This window comes from Tahibacter soli, from assembly GCF_025717065.2.
Taxonomy (GTDB): Bacteria; Pseudomonadota; Gammaproteobacteria; order Xanthomonadales; family Rhodanobacteraceae; genus Tahibacter; species Tahibacter soli.
This window is the reverse complement of the sequence record NZ_JAOVZO020000023.1, coordinates 33,282-52,155: the sequence shown is the minus strand read 5'-3', so window position 1 is coordinate 52,155 and position 18,874 is coordinate 33,282. Positions and strand designations below refer to the sequence as shown.

Annotated in this window: 15 protein-coding genes; 9 read left to right on the top strand and 6 right to left on the bottom strand. The window is 67.4% G+C overall.

Annotated elements, in window-relative coordinates:
- Nucleotides 1-71 precede the first annotated feature (71 nt).
- Nucleotides 72-920, bottom strand: a complete 849-nt coding sequence (gene kduI / locus OD750_RS25770; RefSeq protein ID WP_263543579.1) for a 5-dehydro-4-deoxy-D-glucuronate isomerase — start codon at nucleotides 918-920, stop codon at nucleotides 72-74.
- A gap of 292 nt (nucleotides 921-1,212) precedes the next feature.
- Here kduI and OD750_RS25765 point away from each other — a divergent pair, with 292 nt between their 5' ends.
- The gene (locus OD750_RS25765) at nucleotides 1,213-2,406 is read left to right on the top strand and encodes a hypothetical protein (RefSeq protein WP_263543578.1); all 1,194 of its coding nucleotides are present in this window, start codon (nucleotides 1,213-1,215) and stop codon (nucleotides 2,404-2,406) included.
- A 48-nt stretch (nucleotides 2,407-2,454) separates the two neighbouring features.
- On the opposite strand, the gene OD750_RS25760 is transcribed toward OD750_RS25765, so the two are convergent.
- On the bottom strand, nucleotides 2,455-3,528 hold the full coding sequence (locus tag OD750_RS25760) for a LacI family DNA-binding transcriptional regulator (RefSeq protein ID WP_263543577.1): 1,074 nt from the start codon (nucleotides 3,526-3,528) through the stop codon (nucleotides 2,455-2,457).
- A 534-nt stretch (nucleotides 3,529-4,062) separates the two neighbouring features.
- Between OD750_RS25760 and OD750_RS25755 the strand changes: the two genes are divergently transcribed.
- Nucleotides 4,063-5,571, top strand: coding sequence for a mannitol dehydrogenase family protein (locus OD750_RS25755; protein WP_263543576.1), 1,509 nt, complete (start codon nucleotides 4,063-4,065; stop codon nucleotides 5,569-5,571).
- 258 nt (nucleotides 5,572-5,829) lie between these two features.
- On the opposite strand, the gene OD750_RS25750 is transcribed toward OD750_RS25755, so the two are convergent.
- The 3 genes from OD750_RS25750 to OD750_RS25740 form a co-directional block, all read right to left on the bottom strand.
- The gene (locus OD750_RS25750; protein WP_263543575.1) at nucleotides 5,830-6,903 is read right to left on the bottom strand and encodes a protein kinase domain-containing protein; all 1,074 of its coding nucleotides are present in this window, start codon (nucleotides 6,901-6,903) and stop codon (nucleotides 5,830-5,832) included.
- A complete protein-coding gene (locus tag OD750_RS25745; RefSeq protein WP_263543574.1) occupies nucleotides 6,900-7,298 on the bottom strand; it encodes a DUF3010 family protein in 399 nt (132 codons plus the stop codon). Before OD750_RS25745 ends, OD750_RS25750 begins: the two co-directional genes overlap by 4 nt.
- A gap of 406 nt (nucleotides 7,299-7,704) precedes the next feature.
- On the bottom strand, nucleotides 7,705-8,739 hold the full coding sequence (locus tag OD750_RS25740) for a ferritin-like protein (protein WP_263543573.1): 1,035 nt from the start codon (nucleotides 8,737-8,739) through the stop codon (nucleotides 7,705-7,707).
- 267 nt (nucleotides 8,740-9,006) lie between these two features.
- Here OD750_RS25740 and OD750_RS25735 point away from each other — a divergent pair, with 267 nt between their 5' ends.
- From OD750_RS25735 to OD750_RS25705, 7 genes are read left to right on the top strand one after another with little or no spacing between them, the layout of a single operon-like run.
- Nucleotides 9,007-10,578 carry a hypothetical protein gene (locus OD750_RS25735; RefSeq protein ID WP_263543572.1) on the top strand — a complete coding sequence of 524 codons (1,572 nt, stop codon included), beginning with the start codon at nucleotides 9,007-9,009 and terminating at the stop codon, nucleotides 10,576-10,578.
- Nucleotides 10,575-11,510, top strand: coding sequence for a glycosyltransferase family 8 protein (locus tag OD750_RS25730; protein ID WP_263543571.1), 936 nt, complete (start codon nucleotides 10,575-10,577; stop codon nucleotides 11,508-11,510). The genes OD750_RS25735 and OD750_RS25730 overlap by 4 nt, the downstream gene beginning before the upstream one ends.
- Nucleotides 11,507-12,883 (top strand): GTP cyclohydrolase II, encoded by a 1,377-nt coding sequence (ribA, locus tag OD750_RS25725; RefSeq protein WP_263543570.1) that lies wholly within the window; start codon nucleotides 11,507-11,509, stop codon nucleotides 12,881-12,883. Before OD750_RS25730 ends, ribA begins: the two co-directional genes overlap by 4 nt.
- Nucleotides 12,880-14,211, top strand: a complete 1,332-nt coding sequence (locus OD750_RS25720; protein ID WP_263543569.1) for a hypothetical protein — start codon at nucleotides 12,880-12,882, stop codon at nucleotides 14,209-14,211. The genes ribA and OD750_RS25720 overlap by 4 nt, the downstream gene beginning before the upstream one ends.
- Before the next feature lie 17 nt (nucleotides 14,212-14,228).
- Nucleotides 14,229-16,070, top strand: coding sequence for a WD40 repeat domain-containing protein (locus OD750_RS25715; protein WP_263543568.1), 1,842 nt, complete (start codon nucleotides 14,229-14,231; stop codon nucleotides 16,068-16,070).
- Nucleotides 16,063-16,794, top strand: a complete 732-nt coding sequence (locus OD750_RS25710) for a hypothetical protein (RefSeq protein WP_263543567.1) — start codon at nucleotides 16,063-16,065, stop codon at nucleotides 16,792-16,794. The genes OD750_RS25715 and OD750_RS25710 overlap by 8 nt, the downstream gene beginning before the upstream one ends.
- 3 nt (nucleotides 16,795-16,797) lie before the next feature.
- Nucleotides 16,798-17,637 carry an ATP-grasp domain-containing protein gene (locus OD750_RS25705; RefSeq protein ID WP_263543566.1) on the top strand — a complete coding sequence of 280 codons (840 nt, stop codon included), beginning with the start codon at nucleotides 16,798-16,800 and terminating at the stop codon, nucleotides 17,635-17,637.
- On the opposite strand, the gene OD750_RS25700 is transcribed toward OD750_RS25705, so the two are convergent.
- Nucleotides 17,594-18,874: a TRAP transporter large permease gene (locus OD750_RS25700; protein ID WP_263543565.1), complete on the bottom strand. Its 1,281-nt coding sequence runs from the start codon at nucleotides 18,872-18,874 to the stop codon at nucleotides 17,594-17,596. The genes OD750_RS25705 and OD750_RS25700 overlap by 44 nt on opposite strands.

Genomic DNA, 18,874 nt, shown 5'->3' with positions numbered 1-18,874 from the left:
TGCGTCGCAAGCGTCCGGCCAGGGTTGTGGGGACGCGCGAACTCCGTAGGAACTCAAGCTCGACGCTACCGTCATTTCAACTGACAGATGTCGAGGACATGCATGTCCGTGTAGTCGACGTTCTCGCCGCCCATCGCCCAGATGAAGCTGTAGTTGGCAGTGCCCGAACCCATGTGGATCGACCACGGCGGCGACACGACGGCCTCGCCGTTCGCCACGACGATGTGGCGCGCAGCGTCGGGTTCGCCCATGAAATGAAAGACGCGGTCGTTCTCGCCGAGGCCGAAGTAGAAATACACTTCCGAGCGCCGGTCGTGCAGATGCGGCGGCATCGTGTTCCACACGCTGCCGGTGTTGAGCGTCGTGAGGCCGAGCAGGAGCTGGCACGACTTGCACGTGGCCGGCACGATGTACTGGTAGATCGTGCGCTCGTTCGACGTCGCGAGCGCGCCGCGCGCGAGCGGCACCGCGTTGGCGATCGAGATGTGCACGGTCTCGTAGCGCGCGTGCGCCGGCGTCGACGCGAGGTAGTAGCGCGCGGGCTTGCCCGCGTCGACCGACGCGAAGCGTATGTCGGCGCTGCCCATCGGAACGTACAGGCCGTCCTTCGGCGCGAGCGCGTACTCGACGCCGTCGACCGTCACGCGGCCGTCACCGTCGCCGACGTTGACGATGCCGAGCTCGCGGCGTTCGAGGAAAGGCTTGCCGGCGGCGGACGCCGGTTCGGTCTGCGCCGGGAGCGCCAGCGGCGTCGCCACGGGCGCGGCGCCGCCGATCACGAAGCGTTCGTAGTGCGTGTAGTTCAGAACGATCTGGCCCGGCACGAACAGGCCGTCGATCAGAAAGTGCCGGCGCAGGTCGTCGTTCGCCGCACCGTCGATCATCGACGGATGCGTCGCGTGATACGTCTTTTTATACATGAATAGAACTCCGCTTCGCTCGGGACGGGCGCGTCTGCGGCGCCCGCGGGTCGCCGCATCATACCTGCTTCGAGGGGTTTTTGGTAACCGGTGTCACCACTTATTTTTCAATGACTTGCGATACCCGGCAACAGCGGCTTCAAGCATCCGCGCGGGTCGCGGGATCTGAGATGCCGTTGCGGTCCAATGAGGTTCCCCCGCGGCGCAACCCCGATCCGGCGTCCGCGCCGATACATGCCGTCGCCGCATCGTCCGGCGAGCCGGGGGCTCGCCGCCACTCCAGGAGACCCGCATGCCGAAACATTCCCGTTCGTTCGTCGCGCTCGGCCTCGCCCTCGCAAGCGCCGCGTCGTCCGCCGCCGTCTACGTCGACCTGCCGATCGCCGACGCACGCGATCACGCGTTCGTCGGCGACACGCTGTACGTCACGGCCGACACGCGGCTGCATCGCTACGATCTCAAAGGCTGCACCCCGCTTCCGCCGATCGCGCTCGACTCGCCGCCGGCCGGCATCGACGCGTCGGCGAACGGCCGCTGGATCGCCGTCGCCGGCCAGGGCGTATCGGCGGGCAAGGCGCACTTCTATCTGGTCGACCGCGACGACGGCGGCACGCCGCGAAAGATCGAGTTTCCGGCCGAGTTCTACGAGAGCGGCACGTACATGGTCGCGTGGACGGCCGGCGACGTGCTGTCGATAACCAGCTCGTTCGCGGGGTCCGGTTGGGTGCCGCTGCGGCGCTACGACCCGCATACCGGCGCGATCGACCAAGTGCGCGGCGTCCGCCAGGATTCGATGATCGCCGCGAGCGGCGACGGCGCCCTGCTCGCGCTCGCCGAGTCGAACATCAGCAGCGGTCCGGCCTTCCTGTGGAATCCCGGCACGGCGCAGTACGCCGGCGGCATCGATCTCTACTGGTTCGTCTTCGAGATCGCGGCCGACGACACGGCGAACCGCGTCGTCGTGCCCACGTACGGCGGCGCGCACGTGCTGTCGCGCGAAGGCAGGAACGGCGCGCTCGCACAGGTCGGAACGATCGGGCAGTACGCGTCGTGGGGACCGCTTTCGGTCGTCGCTCCGCCCGGCGGCACGCAGTTCGTCACGGCCGACTGGGACTGGAACGGCACGCGCCAGGGCGTGAACATCTACAGCGCGCGAACGCTGGCACTGCAAAAACGCGTCGACAACTACCCGTTTCCCTGGAGCGGCAACGGCGCGCTGTCGCAGGGCCGCCTCACGCTCTCGCGCGACGCGCGCTGGCTCGCCGCGACGATTGCCGGCGGCGTGCGCCTGTACGATCTCGCGAACGAACCGATCGACCGTATCCTCGAACCCGGCACGCCGCCGGTCACGACGAGCTGCGGCACGCCGCACGCGCTCGACGCCGCGCCCCCGCCGCAGGACGCCCGCCGGTTCGACGCGGACGGCTGGGAAGTCGGCAAGCGGCCGGGCGACACGCCCGGCGCGCCGTTGAATGATTTCGACTGATTGCTACGCGAACCGCGCGCATCCCGGCATCGCGCCGGGATGCGCCGCCTACACCCTGCCCGGCGAGCTGCACGATTCGCGCACGACGAGATGCGGCGCGATCAGCGGCCCTTCGCGCGGCGATTCTTCCGGCGACAGCAGCATGGCCGCGGCATGCAGGCCCATGTCCCAGATCGGCAGGCGCACCGACGTCAGCGACGGCCACAGCCGCGTGGCCAGCGGGCTGTCGTCGAAGCCGACGATCGACAGCTGCTCGGGCAGCGACAGCCCGAGCCGGTGCGCGGCCTTGTACACGCCGGCGGCCATTTCGTCGTTCAGCGCGAAGATCGCGGTCGGTCGCTCCGGCAGGGCCAGCAGCCGTTCGGCACCGGCGACGCCCGATTCGAACGTGTAGCCGCCCTCGATGACATATTCGGGCGCAAGCTCGATGCCGCGCTTGGCCAGCGCCGCGATGAAGCCGCCGCCGCGTTCGCGCGCGGACAGATACCGCTGCGGGCCGGTGATGAGGCCGATGCGCCGGTGACCGAGCGATTCGAGATAGTTCGCGGCCTCGATCGCGCCGAGCCGGTCGTTCGTCGCGATCATGCGGCGCGGCTGGTCGAGCGACACCGCGGCGATGCGCGCGTAGCGCACGCCGACTTCGTTGAGCATGTCGACCAGCGCCGAGTCTTCCGACACGCGCGGCACGAGAATCACGCCGTGCAGGCGCTGCTGCACGACGAAATGGCGCACGCCGGCGATGTAGTCGTCGCTCTTGCTGTCGCACGGATGCACGACGAGCTCGAATCCCGAGCCGCGCAGGCTTTCCAGCGCGCCGCCCTGCATGTTGACGATGTACTGCGCGTTGGGGTTGTCGTACACCATGCCGATCAGGAACGACTTGCGGAACGCGAGGCCCCGCGCCATCGGATCGGGCACGTAGCCGACCTCGCGGATCAGCGCCTCGACGCGTTCGCGCGTCTGGACCTGCACGAGCGGCGAGCGGTTGATCACGCGCGAAACGGTTTTCTTGGAAACGCCGGCCAGGCGCGCGATGTCGTTGATGGTCGCGCCGCCGGATTTGGCGTTCGCCTTGTCCTGGGCGATGTCGGCGGCCGGGCGTTCGATGCGTCGTGCGGTCATACGGGTTCGATATCCTGCGAGGTTGCCGCGCCTGCCTCCCCCGACCGGGGCGATGCTGACAAGCGCGCATACCCGGGCGAACAGACGTTTGTAGGCCGATCTAATGACACCGGTACCCAGCACTGTCAAGTCCGACTTAGGTGCAGCACGCCCGCAGCGGCACCGCCGGCGCGCCCGGCCCGGCGGCGACGGCGCAAACATAGTGGACAATTATGAATTTCCACAAGCCGCGCGCGGCGACGCGTTCGTGCCGCCCGCCGCGACAGCGCGCCGTCGCGCGACCGCCGGCCGCCGCGACATCGACGATCGTCGATGTCGAATGCGCAAACGCACGGCATCGTGCAACGAACGGCCGGTATCGCACGTACAGTGTGCACGATCGCCATGGCGCCTGCCGCTGGTAGTACCAAACCAGTATGTACGCAACGACTAGCGGCAGAAGAGCCTGCCTCGCTAGACTCCGGATCCGGGCCGCCGGCCGGCCCGCCGCCCCAGGGCGAACGCAATCACCGCAGCACCAGCAGGAGTCGCTTTGTGAGTGTCGTCGCCGACGCGGTGGTTGCCGGAAAGTTTCTCGACCCGCAGGCGCTGGGCCACCTGCGCGCCGCGATCCGCCAGCCGGCGTATCCGGTGCAGGCCAGCCGCATCGGCGTCGTGCATTTCGGTCCCGGCGCGTTCCACCGCGCGCATCAGGCGTGGTGCTTCGACGACATCCTCGCGCGCGACTTCGACTGGGCCGTCAGCGCCGTTTCGCTCAAGACGAGCGCCGTGCACGACGCGCTCGAGCCGCAGCACGGCCTGTACTGCGTCGCCGTGCAGGACGAACCGCGGCAGCTGCGCGTGATCGGCGCGCTGCGCGAACTCATCGTCGCGCCGCAGGACCCCGCCCGCGTGCTCTCGCGGCTGACCTCGAAACATACGCGCCTCGTCACGCTCACGGTGACCGAGGCCGGCTACTGCCTCGGCGCCGACGGGCGCCTGGACCTCAACCATCCCGACATCCGCCGCGACCTCGCGCAGCCCGACGCGCCGACGAGCGCGGTCGGCTATCTCGTCGAGGCGCTGCGCCGCCGGCGCGCCGAATCGATCAAGCCTTTCACGACGATCTCGTGCGACAGCCTGCCGGACAACGGCCGGCGTCTGATGCGCGCCGCGGTCGATCTGGCGATGGCGCAGCGGCAGCACGATCTGGCGCGCTGGATCGTCGGCGAAGCGGCGTTTCCGTGTTCGGCGGTCGACTGCATCGTGCCGCCGACGGACGATGCGCTCCGCCAGCAGGTCGCCCAGACGCTCGGCTGCCGCGACCGCTGGCCGGTGCAGCGCGAAAGCTACGCGCAATGGGTGATCGAGGATCGCTTCTGCAACCGCGTGCCGGACTGGGCGAGCGTCGGCGTGACGGTGACGCGCGACGTCGCCGCGGTCGACCGCATGAAAGTGCGCGTGCTGTACGCGGCGCAGACCGCGATCGCCTATCTCGGCCTCGCCTGCGGACACGCGACGGTCGCCGACGCGATGGCCGACGCGCCGCTCGCGGCGCTCGTCGAACGCCTGCTGCGCCGCGACGTGCTGCCGGTGCTGAACGTGCCGCGCGAACTCGGCGCCGACGCCTACGTGACGGCGACGCTCAAGCGCCTGCGCAACCCCGCGATACGGCACGACCTCAACGATCTCGCGCGCGACGGTTCGCTGCATGTCTCGACGCGGCTGATCGCGACGCTGGCCGACCGGCTCGCGCAGGGCGAAGCGGTCGATCGCCTGTGCCTGCCGATCGCGGCGTGGCTCGACTACCTGCGGCGCGAGGCGCGCGACGGTCGCGCGATCGTCGATCCGCTGACCGAATCGCTGACGGAATCGGCGCGCAACTGCGTCGGCAACGCGGCGAGCGACCTGCCCGAATTCCTCGCGCTCGATGCGATCTTTCCGCTGTGGCTGTCGAGCAACCCGCGCTTCGTCGAACCGCTGACGCGCGCGTACGACCGCATCGCGAGCGTCGGCGAGCCGAACGCGGCGAAGGTGCATGCGGCGTTGGCGGGGATGGCGTAGCGCTCGAGTGCCACTTGGAACGACGACCTCCGCGGTTCAAACGGCCCCCCATAATAAAACCCTAGTCAAGCGAAGACCGAGGCGCCAAAAAAAGCGATTGAGCTCGACAGATTTCAGCGCACGCAGTAATTGGTAGTAAGACCGATCGGTATAGATCTGGTCGTGAGGTATGTAGAACGAGTCACAGACCACCCAATTGGCGAGAACACCTACACGTTCTTTGTGCGTCACACACTTCTGAGCAGAATCGAAACCGCACTAAGCCAAAGCTCTTACAAGATGACCAATGGTTCCCGGAGCCAAGTTCGGCACTCGCCTAAAACCCGACCCATAGTCGCGAAATGCTTCGAATGTGCCAGTACGCGACGGCCGCAACTCAATACGTACAGCCCCCATTTGCAGTGTTGCGACGCCACCGTTCCATCGCCAATCGCGCAGTCGCGCGCGCATCGCTGTTAACTCTGCGGCAACATCTGCTGTTGAACCTAAGCGGTCGCCCGGCACGGAACTAGTCATTCGTCGCAGCGCGCGCCTCGTTTGATTGTCGATCCAATCTGGCAATGAAGAAAGATCCATCAATTGCTGAGCGATAGCATGTCTGCGTATTACACTATCGACGAAGCGAGAGCGATCGAAATCCGAAACAAGTTTTACGTAGTTCCTTCGATCGCGAACATTGAAGTAGCTAAAGCCATCATAAGAAAGCCGCCCACCCAACAGCTGGTACGTGACGAGCCCAATTTGATAGACATCTCCTCTAATAGAATACCTTCCGGTAACAAAGGATTCCGGAGGGCGATATATAACGCTATGCGCTGAAGCATCAACCTCATTCGATTCGGCATCGAGCAGACGCACGCTGCCAAAATCTGCAATTTGTGGTATGCCAGCAGCGAGGACGATGTTTGCCGGCTTTAAATCTCTATGTACGATACGCAACGCATGAAGTGCACTTACACCAGCACATATTCCGAGCGCCACGTCAATAGATCTGTGCAGGCTTGGAGACGTCGAAATAAAATCATCTACATCGCCCTCCGCACATAACGGCGTTATGAAATATGCCCAGTCTGTGGAGACCTGCCTAGCCTCAAGAATCTGTAAAATATTCGCTGATCTCACCGCCGACAAGAGTCGTGGTTCGTCGTGCTGATGAGCGCCAGGCTGACCGAAATAGAATTTGATCGCAACATCGGCCCTAGATACTCGATTCCTTCCAAAAATCACGTATCCATTAGCCCCACGATCATTACTACTCAAATATTCGTAATGCTCAGCCAACGCCAGCAGTGCACGTGAAATGTCAGCGGGAAACTCTGCTAGATCGATCATCGCTGTGAAGTAAGCGTCACGACCGCCGCCTTATAAGCGGGCTGTAAATATTTTTGAAGTCCCCCGCACTCCACTTCACATTGGTTAATCCTAAGGCCCGACACAAAAACTACCTTGCATGGAGCGTTAGCCAGAACTACGCCCTCCATTTTTAGAGCTGCGGCGCCCGCCCTCATTTGCCCGGCCTCTGGCTTAGCTTTAATGCTTAAAATATCGGGGACGGTTGCATTGTAAAGCGTTCGAATTGCGTCTTGAAAAGCGACCAATGAATCGCGGGATCTGGTTTCAGCAAGCTCTAGTCGATTCTTTTGCAATACCTCGTGAATATCGAAATCGCCCTCAATTAGAACATAGTGCATTTTGTTTGAATCAAACTCTACGCCAAGTATTTTCATACTACCTCGCGAGCTTGCATGAGCCGCGTAAGCTCAAATTGTATTCAACGATTGATTTGTCCGAATGCATAAAACTCGCGCACGCCCCGCCTTGATTCGTCGGCACCGCGACATTGGTGAGAGGCTCTTTAGCATCCTACTGCCATCACCGCGAACAGCCTCTCACCTAAAAGAAGTCACGCTACCGCGGCAAGACGCTGTACTTTCTGATCAAGTCGAGCGAAGTGGTCTGGCCGGAAACTTGTAAGCGCAGACCATTTGTAGGTGCGACAATAATTTAGCTCACCGACCTCCAGTATTCCCTATACGCTTTGGCTCGGTCCAAGCTTTGCCGCCGCTGCGCCATCCGGACCGATCGGTCGCACTCGTCGACCGATCGGTCCGCGCCACACCGTGAATGTGCTTACTAGCTCACCGGCGTCCACTGCGGAATATTGCCCTTCTGCCAGACCGCCGTCACGTCGCCCATCAGCGACGTCATCGACCAGATGTTGCCCGACGACACCGTGCCCGCCCAGATGCCGTTGAGCGTCGTGATCAGCGCGGCGAAGTTCTTCTGCAGCGTGAGGTTTTCGGCCGAGTTCGGCGCCGCCGTGCCGCTGTAGACCTCGGCGCTGGTCAGGTTCAGCGACTGCACCGTCAGGAAACGGCCGAAATGGCTGTAGGTGTTGAGCGGCGACGCATCGGAACCCGCGCCCGCCAGCTGGTCGCTCGCGTCGGGAATCATGAACTCGCTCGCGGTATACGGAGCGCTCGGCGGCGGCGACTGCGCCTTGCCTTCGCCCTGTTCGCAGATCACGTCGACGGCGCTCGTCAGATCGCTGAAGCTGCCGATCGTCTGCGTGAACGGCTGCGCCGCGAACACGTTCGACACCTGGTTCGTCAGCGTCCACGGCGCGACGCTGCGGCACAGGCGCGCAAGGCCCACGAGCGCGTCGTACATCTGGCCGATCGAATGATACGGCGGCAGCAGCGCGCCGGATTCGAATTCGGTCGGCACTTCGATATCGAGCATCACCGGCAGGATGTCGATGATGTTGCCGATCGTGGCGTTGAGGACGCCCGAGTCGCCGGTCGCCGGATCGTCCGGATCGAGAATCGGCGTGCCGTCGGGGTACGCCGGCGCCACGCCGTACACCGGCGCGGTGAAGTTCGGCGTCGTGCCGAGCGCCAGGCACATGTTGGCGGCCAGCTGCAGATGCATCATTTCTTCGGTGCATACGCTGAGCACGTTCGAATACGCGGTCGCCGCGTTCGGGCTCGCGCTCTTGTTGATCGACGCGCACGCCGAGAGGTACAGCGGGATCGTATACAGTTCCACGGCTACCGCGATCTGCGCCTGGAGCTGCGCGGCCGCGAGGGCCAGTTGAGGTGCGCTGGGCGTCGCGCGGGCGCGAACGGTGAACTTCGGCGAAAGCGGGAATGCGGCTTTGATCGTCATGGCTGACTCCGGAAAGGTGGTTCGCGAGGAACCGGGGAGCGGCTGTGTGTATGGCGGCGCCGGCCCGCGATCGCGACCCGCCGCGACCACAGGTATAACTTTTCACCGGAACTGCCGGTCGCGAGCATACACAATACATTGCGCAAAAAAACACTAGTTCCTATCACGCGAAGATCATCTTCTCTCCACAAACCGATTGGTATACCCTGGGCTCGCGCGGGCGTTACGGATCACCGGGAAGCATCAAGGTTCCGGATAGGGGGATCGATGACGTTCTGTCGACGGGCGGCATTGGCGGCAGTGGTTCTGTGCTCGGCTTGCAGCGCGCCCGAGCCGCGTCCGGCGGCGCCGAAACGCAGCGCCGCCCAGGCCGCCGCGCCTTGCCGGCTCGACGGCGCCGACGGCAGCCGCCTCGCGCTCGACGTGCCCGCGAATGCGAGCAACTGCGACCTGCAGCGCTTCGTGTTCAACAATTTCCTGTACCTCGCCGGCGACGACGCGACCGGACACCCGCGCTTCATGTCGTACGCGCCGTGGTACGAGGCGATACCGCAGGACGGCTCGGCGCCGGTCTGGCGCGACGGCTACAAGCCGCTGTCGACCACGGCGCTGCGCAAGACCTCGCGCGAAGGCCAGCCCGGCGACGGCTACGCGCTGATCGACGTCGACCGCCGCCGCGTCGGCTACGACATCCGCGTGAACCGAACGTTCGTCGACTATCTCGTCGCCTCGGGCACCTGGCAGGAAGCCGTGCTGCAGGCCGCGTCGGCGTCGTTCGCGCAGAACCCGGCCACGGGCGGCGTGTGGCTGCCGTCGGGATCGGCGACGAGCGAGGGCGCGATCACGGTCAAGACGTCGTGGCGCAAGTTTCCGCAGGGCTGTCCGGCCGAGCGCATGCATTGCGAGCGCGACGGCGACGGCGTCTGGCGCGGCCTCGTCGGCCTGCATCTCGTGCAGAAGACGCCGACGCTCGGCGAGATGACCTGGGCGTCGTTCGAACATGTCGCGAACGCGCCGGACTGCGCGCCCGGCGGCACGCGTCCGATCGCCGCCGCGCCGGCCGACCCGGCCGATCCCGGCAAGACGCTGCCGGGCGGCTGGAGCCTGTTCGACTACGCCGCGTACAAGCGCCGCGGCGGCGACGGCGAGCGCTGCCCGGTGCCCGACGGCGCGTACCAGTACACGGTCGCGTCCGACGGCACGACGATCGAGAACCAGACCTGCGGCGCACCGTCGCTGACGCCGCTGTGCAACACCGATCCGCGGCTGTCGACGGCCGACAACGAAACGGTCGAGGGCTATCACCGCATCGACGTCTGCCGCACGGTCGCGGCGAAGCCGTGCGTCGGCGACGGCGGCCCCGACGACGACGTCGCGTGCCTCAACGCCGATTTCGCGCGGCGCTTTCCGAAGGGCGTCGCATCGAAGTGGCGCTACTACTTCCTCGTGGGGTCGGAATACGTCGCCGGCCACGCGCCCGGCGTCGGCTGCTTCCGCTACGACGACGGACCGACCCTCACCACCACGCCGCCGCGCTCGCGCTTTCCGAGCACGTGCCAGAACGACGCGTCGACGCCCAAGCTCGCGCTCGCCGGCACGCTCAAGCTCGCCAACACGACGATGGAAACCTGGATGCAGGACGGCACGTGCATGGTCATCACGCCCGGCTCGACGCCGCTGATGGGCCGCGACTGCATGGCGTGCCACACGCCCTCGACGAATCCGCCGGGCTTTCCGTTCGGCATGGGCGACATGAGCTTTTTGTTCGACCGCGTTCCCACGGTCTCCGAGCGCGCGGCGGCCAAGAGCGCGGCAGCCAAGAGCGGAGGCGCGCCGTGACGGCGCCGCGCGACTGCCTCGTCACGATCGCCGACGACGGTTTCGCCGCCGGCGCGCAGATGCTGCTTTTTAGCTTTTTTCGCTACAACCCGTGGTTTCGCGGCGACGTCGTCGTCGTTCTGGGCGGCGCGCTCGCCGCGCACCGGCGCGAGCGTCTGCAAGCGCTCGCGCCGGTGCGTTTCGTCGAACCCGGCGCCGACCTGGCAGCGCGCGTGTCGGCGCTCGCGCAGGCGATACCGGAACTGCGCCTGGCCGGGCCGCGCTTCGCGTCGCTCGACGCGTTCGGCCTCGCCGACTACGACCGCGTCGTCTATGTCGACAGCGACGCGTTCGTCGTCGGCGACGTCTCGGCGCTGTTTCGCACCGACGCGCCGCTCGTCGCGTGCGGCGACGGCAGCCGCTACGACGAAGCGCTCGGCGACGCCGCGGCGGCACGCGCGGCGAACCGCGCACGCTACGGCGCGGCGCTCGGCGACTGCTTCAACACCGGCGTGCTGTCGATCGGCCGGCCGCTGCTCGATCGCGCGGTGCGCGACGAACTCGTCGCGACGATCGATCCGGCGACGTGGCGCGACGTCGAAACGCTCGGCTGGACCGACCAGCTGATCCTGAATCGCCGCTTCGCGGGCACGGCGACGCTGTTCGACGGCCGCTACAACTATATGCCGATCCTCGAGGCGAAGATCCGCCGCGTCGACGGTCTCGCGTTCAACGACGCGCGCATCGTGCACATGGCCGGCCGCGACAAGCCGTGGCTGCCCGCGCCGCCCGGACGCCCGCCGTCGCTCGAAAAATTCCACGAACTGTGGCGTCAGCTGGCCGAGCTGATGCCCGACCACGACGACACCGATGCCGCAGCGCACCTCGCCGCCGAAGCGCGCGCGATGCAGGGCGTGATGCGGCCGCGCACCGAACTTGAGGCTTCGCCATGAAGATACCCACTGCCGCCGCCGCCCGCCTGCCCGTCGATGCCGGCGATTTCCAGATGACCGTGTTCGACGCGTACGACGGCAAGGAGCACGTCGCGCTGACGATGGGCGACGTCGGCGGCGCGCCGCCGCTCGTGCGCATCCACTCCGAATGCTTCACCGGCGACGTGCTCGGTTCGCGCCGCTGCGACTGCGGCGAGCAGCTGACCGAATCGCTGCGCCGCATCGCGCGCGAAGGCCGCGGCGTGCTCTTGTATCTGCGCCAGGAGGGACGCGGCATCGGCCTGGCCGAAAAGCTGCGCGCGTACAACCTGCAGGACCGCGGCTTCGACACGGTCGACGCGAATCTCGAACTCGGCCACGCGGCCGACGCGCGCGACTACGGCGTCGCCGCACGCATGCTGCGCGAGCTCGGCGTGTCGGCCGTCAAACTGATGACGAACAATCCGGACAAAGTTTCCGCGCTGACGCGCCTGGGCATCCAGGTGACCGCGCGCGTGCCGCTCGTCGTGCCTGCGCGGCCCGAGAACCGCAGCTATCTGCACGCGAAGGCCAAGCGCATGGGGCATCTGTTCGATGCGCCCGACGTCGTCGACGCGAAGCCCGCCGTGCTGACGGCGCTGCGCCGCGCGCCGGCGCCGCCCGACCCCGCTGCCGAATTGTTCGACCTCGTCGGACGCGTGACCGCGCGCCACGACCGTCCGTTCGTCACGCTGTCGTACGCGCAGAGCCTCGACGGCAGTTCGGCCGCCGCGGGCAACCGGCCGCTCGCGATCAGCTGCGGCTCGTCGCGACGCTTCACGCATCGCCTGCGCGCCGCGCACGACGCGATCCTCGTCGGCATCGGCACCGTGCTCGCCGACGATCCGCGACTGACCGTGCGCGAGGTCGACGGCGACGATCCGCAACCGATCGTCGTCGACAGCCGCCTGCGCTTTCCGCTCGACGCGGCACTCCTTTCGCACCCCACGCGCAAGGTGTGGATCGCGACGACGCCGCTCGCGAACCCCGCGCGCATCCGCAAGCTCGAAGCGCTCGGCGCGCAGGTGTTCGTCGTGCCGACCGACGCGTCCGAGCGCGTCGACCTCGCCGCGCTGTTCGCGGTGCTGCATGTGCGCGGCCTGCGCAATCTCATGATCGAAGGCGGCGGCCGCGTGCTCACGCACGTCGTCGACCAGCGCCTGTTCGATCTGCTCGTGCTCACCGTCGCACCGATGATGGTCGGCGGCACGCCGGCGTTCGCGCCGCACCAGTGCGCGAAGAATCGCGCGCACACGCGGCTGGAGCGTCCGAACTACCTGCCGGTCGGCGACGACATCGTGATCTGGGGTTCGCCGCAGGCCGCGCCGTGCGACGACGGAGCGCGCGACGCATGAGCGCGCGCTTCGTCTATGCCGTGCTCGACGTGCGCGACCGCCTCGCCGATCGCGATCTCGCCGACCGCTGCCGCGAACTGACGTTCGCGTGGTCGCGCTGGTCGTACCCCGGCGCGATCGTCGAGCACGCCGACCCGAACGCGCTGCTCGTGCTCGCCGCGATGCGCGGCGCTCGCTACGTCTTCGTGCAGGCGAGCGGCCATCTCGTCGTCGAAACGCTGCGCCCGAAGGACGCGCAGGCGCCCGAACTCGTGGAACTGCTGATTCGCGCGCTCGGCGAGCGCGACTGGCTGGTCGGCCGCATCGACGCGCCCGGCGCCGTCCGCGACGGCTGCTGGCTCGTTGATCTCGATCGCTGGCACGCGCGCGGACGCCCTCGCCTGTCGCGCGACGCGACGCGTCCGCTCGTCGCCTGCGACGACGCCAGCGGCATCGCGGCTTTCCCCGAAGCCGCGCTCAAGCTCGGCCGCGAGCTCGAGCCCGAACGCGCCGCGCACGCCGACGCGCTGCGCGCCGAACCCGACCGCGTCGACACGAGCGCGCTCGCGCCGGACCTCGGCACGTTCGTCGCGTCGCTCGCGCGCACGCTCGACCGCAGCCGCCGCGGCGTGTTCGTGTGGAACCTCGAACGCTACGACGACCTCGTCTTCGCCGTCGACGAACCGCTCGACGCGCTGTACACGGTCGCCGCCGGCTTCAAGCCCGACGCGATCCTGCGCGCCTGCGGCTTTCACGACCGCACGCGCGTCGTGTTCTTCGACTACTCGGAAAGCGCGCTCGCGTTCCGCCGGCAGCTCGTCGAAGAATGGGACGGCCGCGACCTGCCGGCGTATCTGTGGCCGCGCCTCGCGCCCGGCGACGTGCACTACTGGCTGCGCTCGACCGTGCACGGCGGCGCGCCGACGCGCGACGAGCTCGACACGCTGTGGGCGCGCGAACTCGACGACTGGGGCGGCGCCGACGCGTTCGCCGGACACTGGGCCGCGACGCGCCGGCTCGAGCACCGCTACGTGTCGGTCGATCTGCTCAACGCGCCCGAGCACGCGGTCGAAACGATGACGCACGAAGCGACCGCCGTGTGGTGGAGCAACGCGTTCTCGTCGGTCTACTCGCTGTGGAACTGGCGCTACGCCGAACGCACGCAGGCCTACGCGCGCTGGATACGCGCGGTGGCGCACAAGAGCCCGAACGCGCTCCTGATCGGCGCCGACGCCGACAACACCGCTATCGCCGGCGCACGCGCGGCCGACTATGCGGCCAGGCTCGCCGCATGGCGCGGCGGCATGCACGAACCGTTGCGCGCCTCGGCGGCGACGCTGCGTTTTTGAACTTTGGGAAGATTGCCATGAACGACATCCGTTTCGAACGCCATCGCGGCCCGGTCACGTCCGCGGCATGGATACCCGGCACGCGGCACGTCATCACGTCGGCCTACGACGGCGCGGTCGCGCGCTTCGACGTCGACACCGGCGAGGCCGCGCTGGTCGGCTACCACGATCATCTCGCCAATCGCGTCGTCGTCGAAGACGGCGGGCGGCGCGCGGCGTCGGTGTCGTCCGACTACAGCGTGATCGTCTGGAACCTCGACACCGGCACGCGCGAACGCACGCTGCTCGGCCACAGCGACGACGTCGAAGATTTCTGCTTCCTCGAGGGCAACCTCGGCGCGTCTGTCTCGCGCGACCGGCGCATCCTCCTGTGGGACCTGTCCACCGGCGCGATCGTGCGCGTGATCGAGGGCCACGCGCGCGACGTGCTGTCGATCTGCGCGCACGGCGGTCGGCTGTACAGCTCCGGCGACGATTCGACGCTGCGCGTGTGGAATCTCGACGACGGCGCGCCGCTGCGCGTGTGGGGTCCGTTCGACACCGAAACCGACACCTGCGCGATCGATCCGGCGCGCCGCCGCGTCGTGCTCGGCTGCGACGACGGCTGCATCCGCGTGTTCGACGTCGAGACCGGCGAAGCGCTCGCGACGATCGAAGCGCACGCGTCGGGCGTCAAGAAAGTGGCCTGCTCGCCGCGCGACGGCGCGATTCTGTCGGCGGCGTACGACCAGCAGATCCGCGTCTGGGACGGCCGCGACTACACGCACCGGCTGACGCTCGAAAACCGCGCGTCGAAATGGGAGCGCTCGTTCAACTGGTCGCCCGACGGCGAGCACGTCGTCGCCGGCACGTTCGACGGCACCGTGCTCGTCTGGCGCGCCGACGACGGCCGCTGCGTCGGAGAGCTCGGCACGGGCGCCGCGACAACGTCGGGCAATGCCTGCTTCAACGATGTCGCGACGAACGGCCGTGGCGACGTCGCGCTCGTCTGCGACGAAGGCACGCTGCGCACCGGCCGGCTGACCGCGTCCGAGGCGCGCTGGATCGATGCGTGCGCGCCGGCGTCGGGCCGCATGCTGATGAACGCCGTGACGATGGACGCGCACGGCGACGTCGTCGTCGGCGGCGCGCACGACCAGCGTCTGCACGTGTTCGCGCGCGATGCGGACGGCCTGCGCGTGGCCGCGTCGACGCCGCTCGGCGAAGGCCCGATCAACTGCGTGCGCATCGCCTCGCAGCCCGAGTGGCACGGCGCCGTCTTCGTCGCGTGCTATTCCGGCGCGATCGTGCGCGCCGATCTCGCCGACAACGTGCAGCATCGCTTTCGCCTGCACGACAACGCCGTCAAGGCACTGCGCCTGCACCCGACGCTGCCGGTCGGCGTGAGCTGCAGCGCAGACGGCGTGCTCGCGTCGTGGACGTTCGACGGCGAGCTGCTGCGCCGTTTTCCGGGGCACACCGCGATCATCGACGACGTCGATCTCGATCCGACCGGCACGTACCTCGCGAGCACCGGCCGCGATTTTCATCTCAAGGTGTACCGCCTCGACGACGGCACGCTGACGCATTCGATCGAGCTCGGCCGGCGCTCGCCGAAGGCGCTGTGTTTTCTCGACGCGGGCAACGTCATCGTGTCGAACTACTGGGGCGAACTCTTGCGCGTCGATCTCGACGCCGCGCGCGTCACGCGCCGCACGATCGCGCGCAACGGCATCAGCGCGGTGACGCGCGCCGACGCCGCCGGCGAGTACCTGTACGCGTCGTCGTACGACGGCGCGGCGTATCTCGTGCGCGCATCCGACCTCGCCGTCGTCAACGAACTGCGCGCGATGCACCAGCGCCCCGCGGCCCATGCCTGACGCGCGCCGCTTCATCGTGCTGTCGGCGCGCCGCAGCGGCAGCAACATGCTGTGCACGATCCTCGGCGCGCATCCGGCCGTGGTCTGCCATCACGAGCTGTTCAATCCGCGCGGCGTGTTCGTCGCGCTCGAACACCGCGGCGAAGCCGAGCCGTTCGGCGGCGTCGCCGCGCGCGAACGCGATCCGTACGCGTTTCTCGAGACGATGTGGAACGCGCCCGGCGCGCACGCGTGCGTCGGCTTCAAGATCACGCCGCAACAGATGCCGCTCGACGTGTTCGACGCGCTGCTCGCCGATCGCGACGTCGGCAAGATCGTCCTGCGCCGCGACAACGTCGTGCGCGCGTTCGTGTCCGAGCGCATCGCCGAATGCATCGACCAGTGGGAGGTGTACGACACCGCGGCGCTGGCGCACGACAAGCCGCGCGTGCACGTCGCGCCGGACGATCTCAAGCGCTACGCCCGCGCGGTCGACGCGTACTACGCCGAGATCGCGCGGCGCCTGCGCGACCAGGAATGGCTCGACCTGCGCTACGAATCGCTCGCCGGCATCGACGCGCAGAACCGCGCGTTCGATTTTCTGGGGGTCGCGCGCGTGACGGCGCCGATCGCCGCGCGCAGCGTGCGGCAGAACCCCGAACCGCTCGCGACGCTGATCGACAACCATGCCGAACTCGCCGACGCGCTGCGCGGCCATTCTCTCGCCGAAGCCCTGAGACATTGAAACATGCGCATCCTGTTCTATCCCGATTTTCCGACAATGGACGGCTACACGCTCGTCGCGATGTGCCACGAACTCGGCTACGAAGGCGTGACGTCGCCCGACGCGCCGTTCGACATCGCGGTCGCGTGGGCCGACGTGACGTGGATGCAACCCGACGAGACGCTGGCCGCGATCGCGAACCGCATGCCCGTGTGGAACATCGACTGCCGCGACATCTCCAAGCGGACGGTCGACGCGACGATGCGCGACGTCTTCGGCTACGGCGCCGAGGTCGACCCGGCGACGTATCGCGGCAAGGTCGCCGTGAAGACCGACGAGAATGCGCGCGGTCGCGGCGCCGTCGTCACGGCGCCGGTCGACGCGCCGGAACCCGGCCACGTGTACCAGCGCTACGTCGAATGCACCGAGAACGGCCGCACCGTGAACTATCGCGTGCCGGTGGTCGCCGGAACGATTCCGCTGTGCTACGTGCTCGGCCGCGAGCCGGCGATCACGCACCTGAAGACGCACGCGACCGACTGCCGGCTCGTCGAGCCCGACGTGCTGTTCTCGCGCGACGAACAACGGAAAATTCTGGAACTTTGCGACCGCATGGGGCTCGACTTCGGCGAACTCGACGTGCTGCGCGACGACGGCGACGGCCGCATCTACGTCATCGACGTGAACAAGACACCCGCCGGCATGGGCATCGCGTATCGCCACCGCTGGAGCGTCGCGCAGCGCCGCGAGGCGCTGCAGCGATTGTCCGCCGCGTTCGGCGCGGCCGTCGACGCGGGCCTGCCGCGTCGACGCGCCGTCGTCATTTCAGCAAGGCCGGCAGCCACAGCGACAACGCCGGAATGAACGTCACGAGCATCAGCACCGCGAGCGACGCGAGGTAGAACGGCCAGATCGTCTTCAACGCCTCGCCGATCGTGATACCGCCGATCGCGGTGCCGACGAACAGCACCGAGCCGAGCGGCGGCGTGATCAGGCCGATGCCGCCCTTGAGGATCAAAATCACGCCGAAGTGAATCGGGTCGACGCCGATCGCTTTCGCCACCGGCAGGAAGATCGGCGTACAGATGATGATGAGCGGCGCGAGGTCCATGAACGTGCCGAGCGCGAGCAGGATCAGGATCATCACGAGCAGCAGCACGTTCTTGTCGGCGTCGATGTGCGTGAGCAGGTCGACCGCCGCGGCGGGCACCTGCAGGTACGCGAGCAGCCAGCCGAAGCACGCGGCCGAGGCGATGACGAACAGGATCGCGCCGGTCGTGCGCGCGGCGCCCGCGAGCGTGTCGACGAAGTCGGTCCAGCGCAGCTTGCGGTAGACGAACACGGTGACGAGCAGCGCGTAGCACACGGCGATCGCCGCGCTTTCCACCGCCGTGAAGATGCCGGCGCGGATGCCGACGAAGATCAGCGCGACGAGCGCGAGGCCTGGCAGCGCCGCGACGAAGGCGCGCAGCACCGCGACGAAACCCGGGAACGCCTCGACCGCGTAGCCGCGCCGCTTCGCGATCAGCCAGCCGGTGATCATCAGCGTCAGCGTCAGGAGCAGCGCCGGTACGATGCCGGCCGCGAACAGGTCGGCGATCGACAGGCCGCCGCCGGCCGCCGCGGAGTACAGAATGAGATTGTGCGACGGAGGCACGAGCAGCGCGACGAGCGCCGCGGTCATCGTGACGTTCACGGCGAAGTCGCGATCGAAGCCGCGCTTGACCATCTGCGGAATCATCGCGCCGCCGATCGCCGAGACGTCGGCGATCGCCGAGCCCGACACGCCGCCGAAGAACAGCGACGAGAGGACGCTCACCTGCCCCAGGCCGCCGCGCAGATGCCCGACGAGCGAACTGGCGAGCGCGATCAATCGTTCGGAAATGCCGCCGCGCATCATGATTTCGCCGGCGAAGATGAACAGCGGAATCGCGATCAGCGATGCCGTGCCCGCGCCCGATACGGTCTGCTGCACGAGCACGATCGGCGGCTGGCCGAGATAGACGAGCGTTGCGAGCGACGACGACAGCAGCGCGTACGCGACGGGCACGCCGAGCAGCAGCAGCACGAGAAAAACGCCGAACAGGATAGCGACGGCCAT

Excerpts from the sequence above, each read along its gene's own strand:
- kduI (WP_263543579.1), bottom strand. The coding sequence starts at position 920 with ATGTATAAAAAGACGTATCACGCGACGCATCCGTCGATGATCGACGGT.
- OD750_RS25765 (WP_263543578.1), top strand. The coding sequence starts at position 1,213 with ATGCCGAAACATTCCCGTTCGTTCGTCGCGCTCGGCCTCGCCCTCGCA.
- OD750_RS25760 (WP_263543577.1), bottom strand. The coding sequence starts at position 3,528 with ATGACCGCACGACGCATCGAACGCCCGGCCGCCGACATCGCCCAGGAC.
- OD750_RS25750 (WP_263543575.1), bottom strand. The coding sequence starts at position 6,903 with ATGATCGATCTAGCAGAGTTTCCCGCTGACATTTCACGTGCACTGCTG.
- OD750_RS25745 (WP_263543574.1), bottom strand. The coding sequence starts at position 7,298 with ATGAAAATACTTGGCGTAGAGTTTGATTCAAACAAAATGCACTATGTT.
- OD750_RS25740 (WP_263543573.1), bottom strand. The coding sequence starts at position 8,739 with ATGACGATCAAAGCCGCATTCCCGCTTTCGCCGAAGTTCACCGTTCGC.
- OD750_RS25735 (WP_263543572.1), top strand. The coding sequence starts at position 9,007 with ATGACGTTCTGTCGACGGGCGGCATTGGCGGCAGTGGTTCTGTGCTCG.
- ribA (WP_263543570.1), top strand. The coding sequence starts at position 11,507 with ATGAAGATACCCACTGCCGCCGCCGCCCGCCTGCCCGTCGATGCCGGC.
- OD750_RS25720 (WP_263543569.1), top strand. The coding sequence starts at position 12,880 with ATGAGCGCGCGCTTCGTCTATGCCGTGCTCGACGTGCGCGACCGCCTC.
- OD750_RS25715 (WP_263543568.1), top strand. The coding sequence starts at position 14,229 with ATGAACGACATCCGTTTCGAACGCCATCGCGGCCCGGTCACGTCCGCG.
- OD750_RS25710 (WP_263543567.1), top strand. The coding sequence starts at position 16,063 with ATGCCTGACGCGCGCCGCTTCATCGTGCTGTCGGCGCGCCGCAGCGGC.
- OD750_RS25705 (WP_263543566.1), top strand. The coding sequence starts at position 16,798 with ATGCGCATCCTGTTCTATCCCGATTTTCCGACAATGGACGGCTACACG.
- OD750_RS25700 (WP_263543565.1), bottom strand. The coding sequence starts at position 18,874 with ATGGCCGTCGCTATCCTGTTCGGCGTTTTTCTCGTGCTGCTGCTGCTC.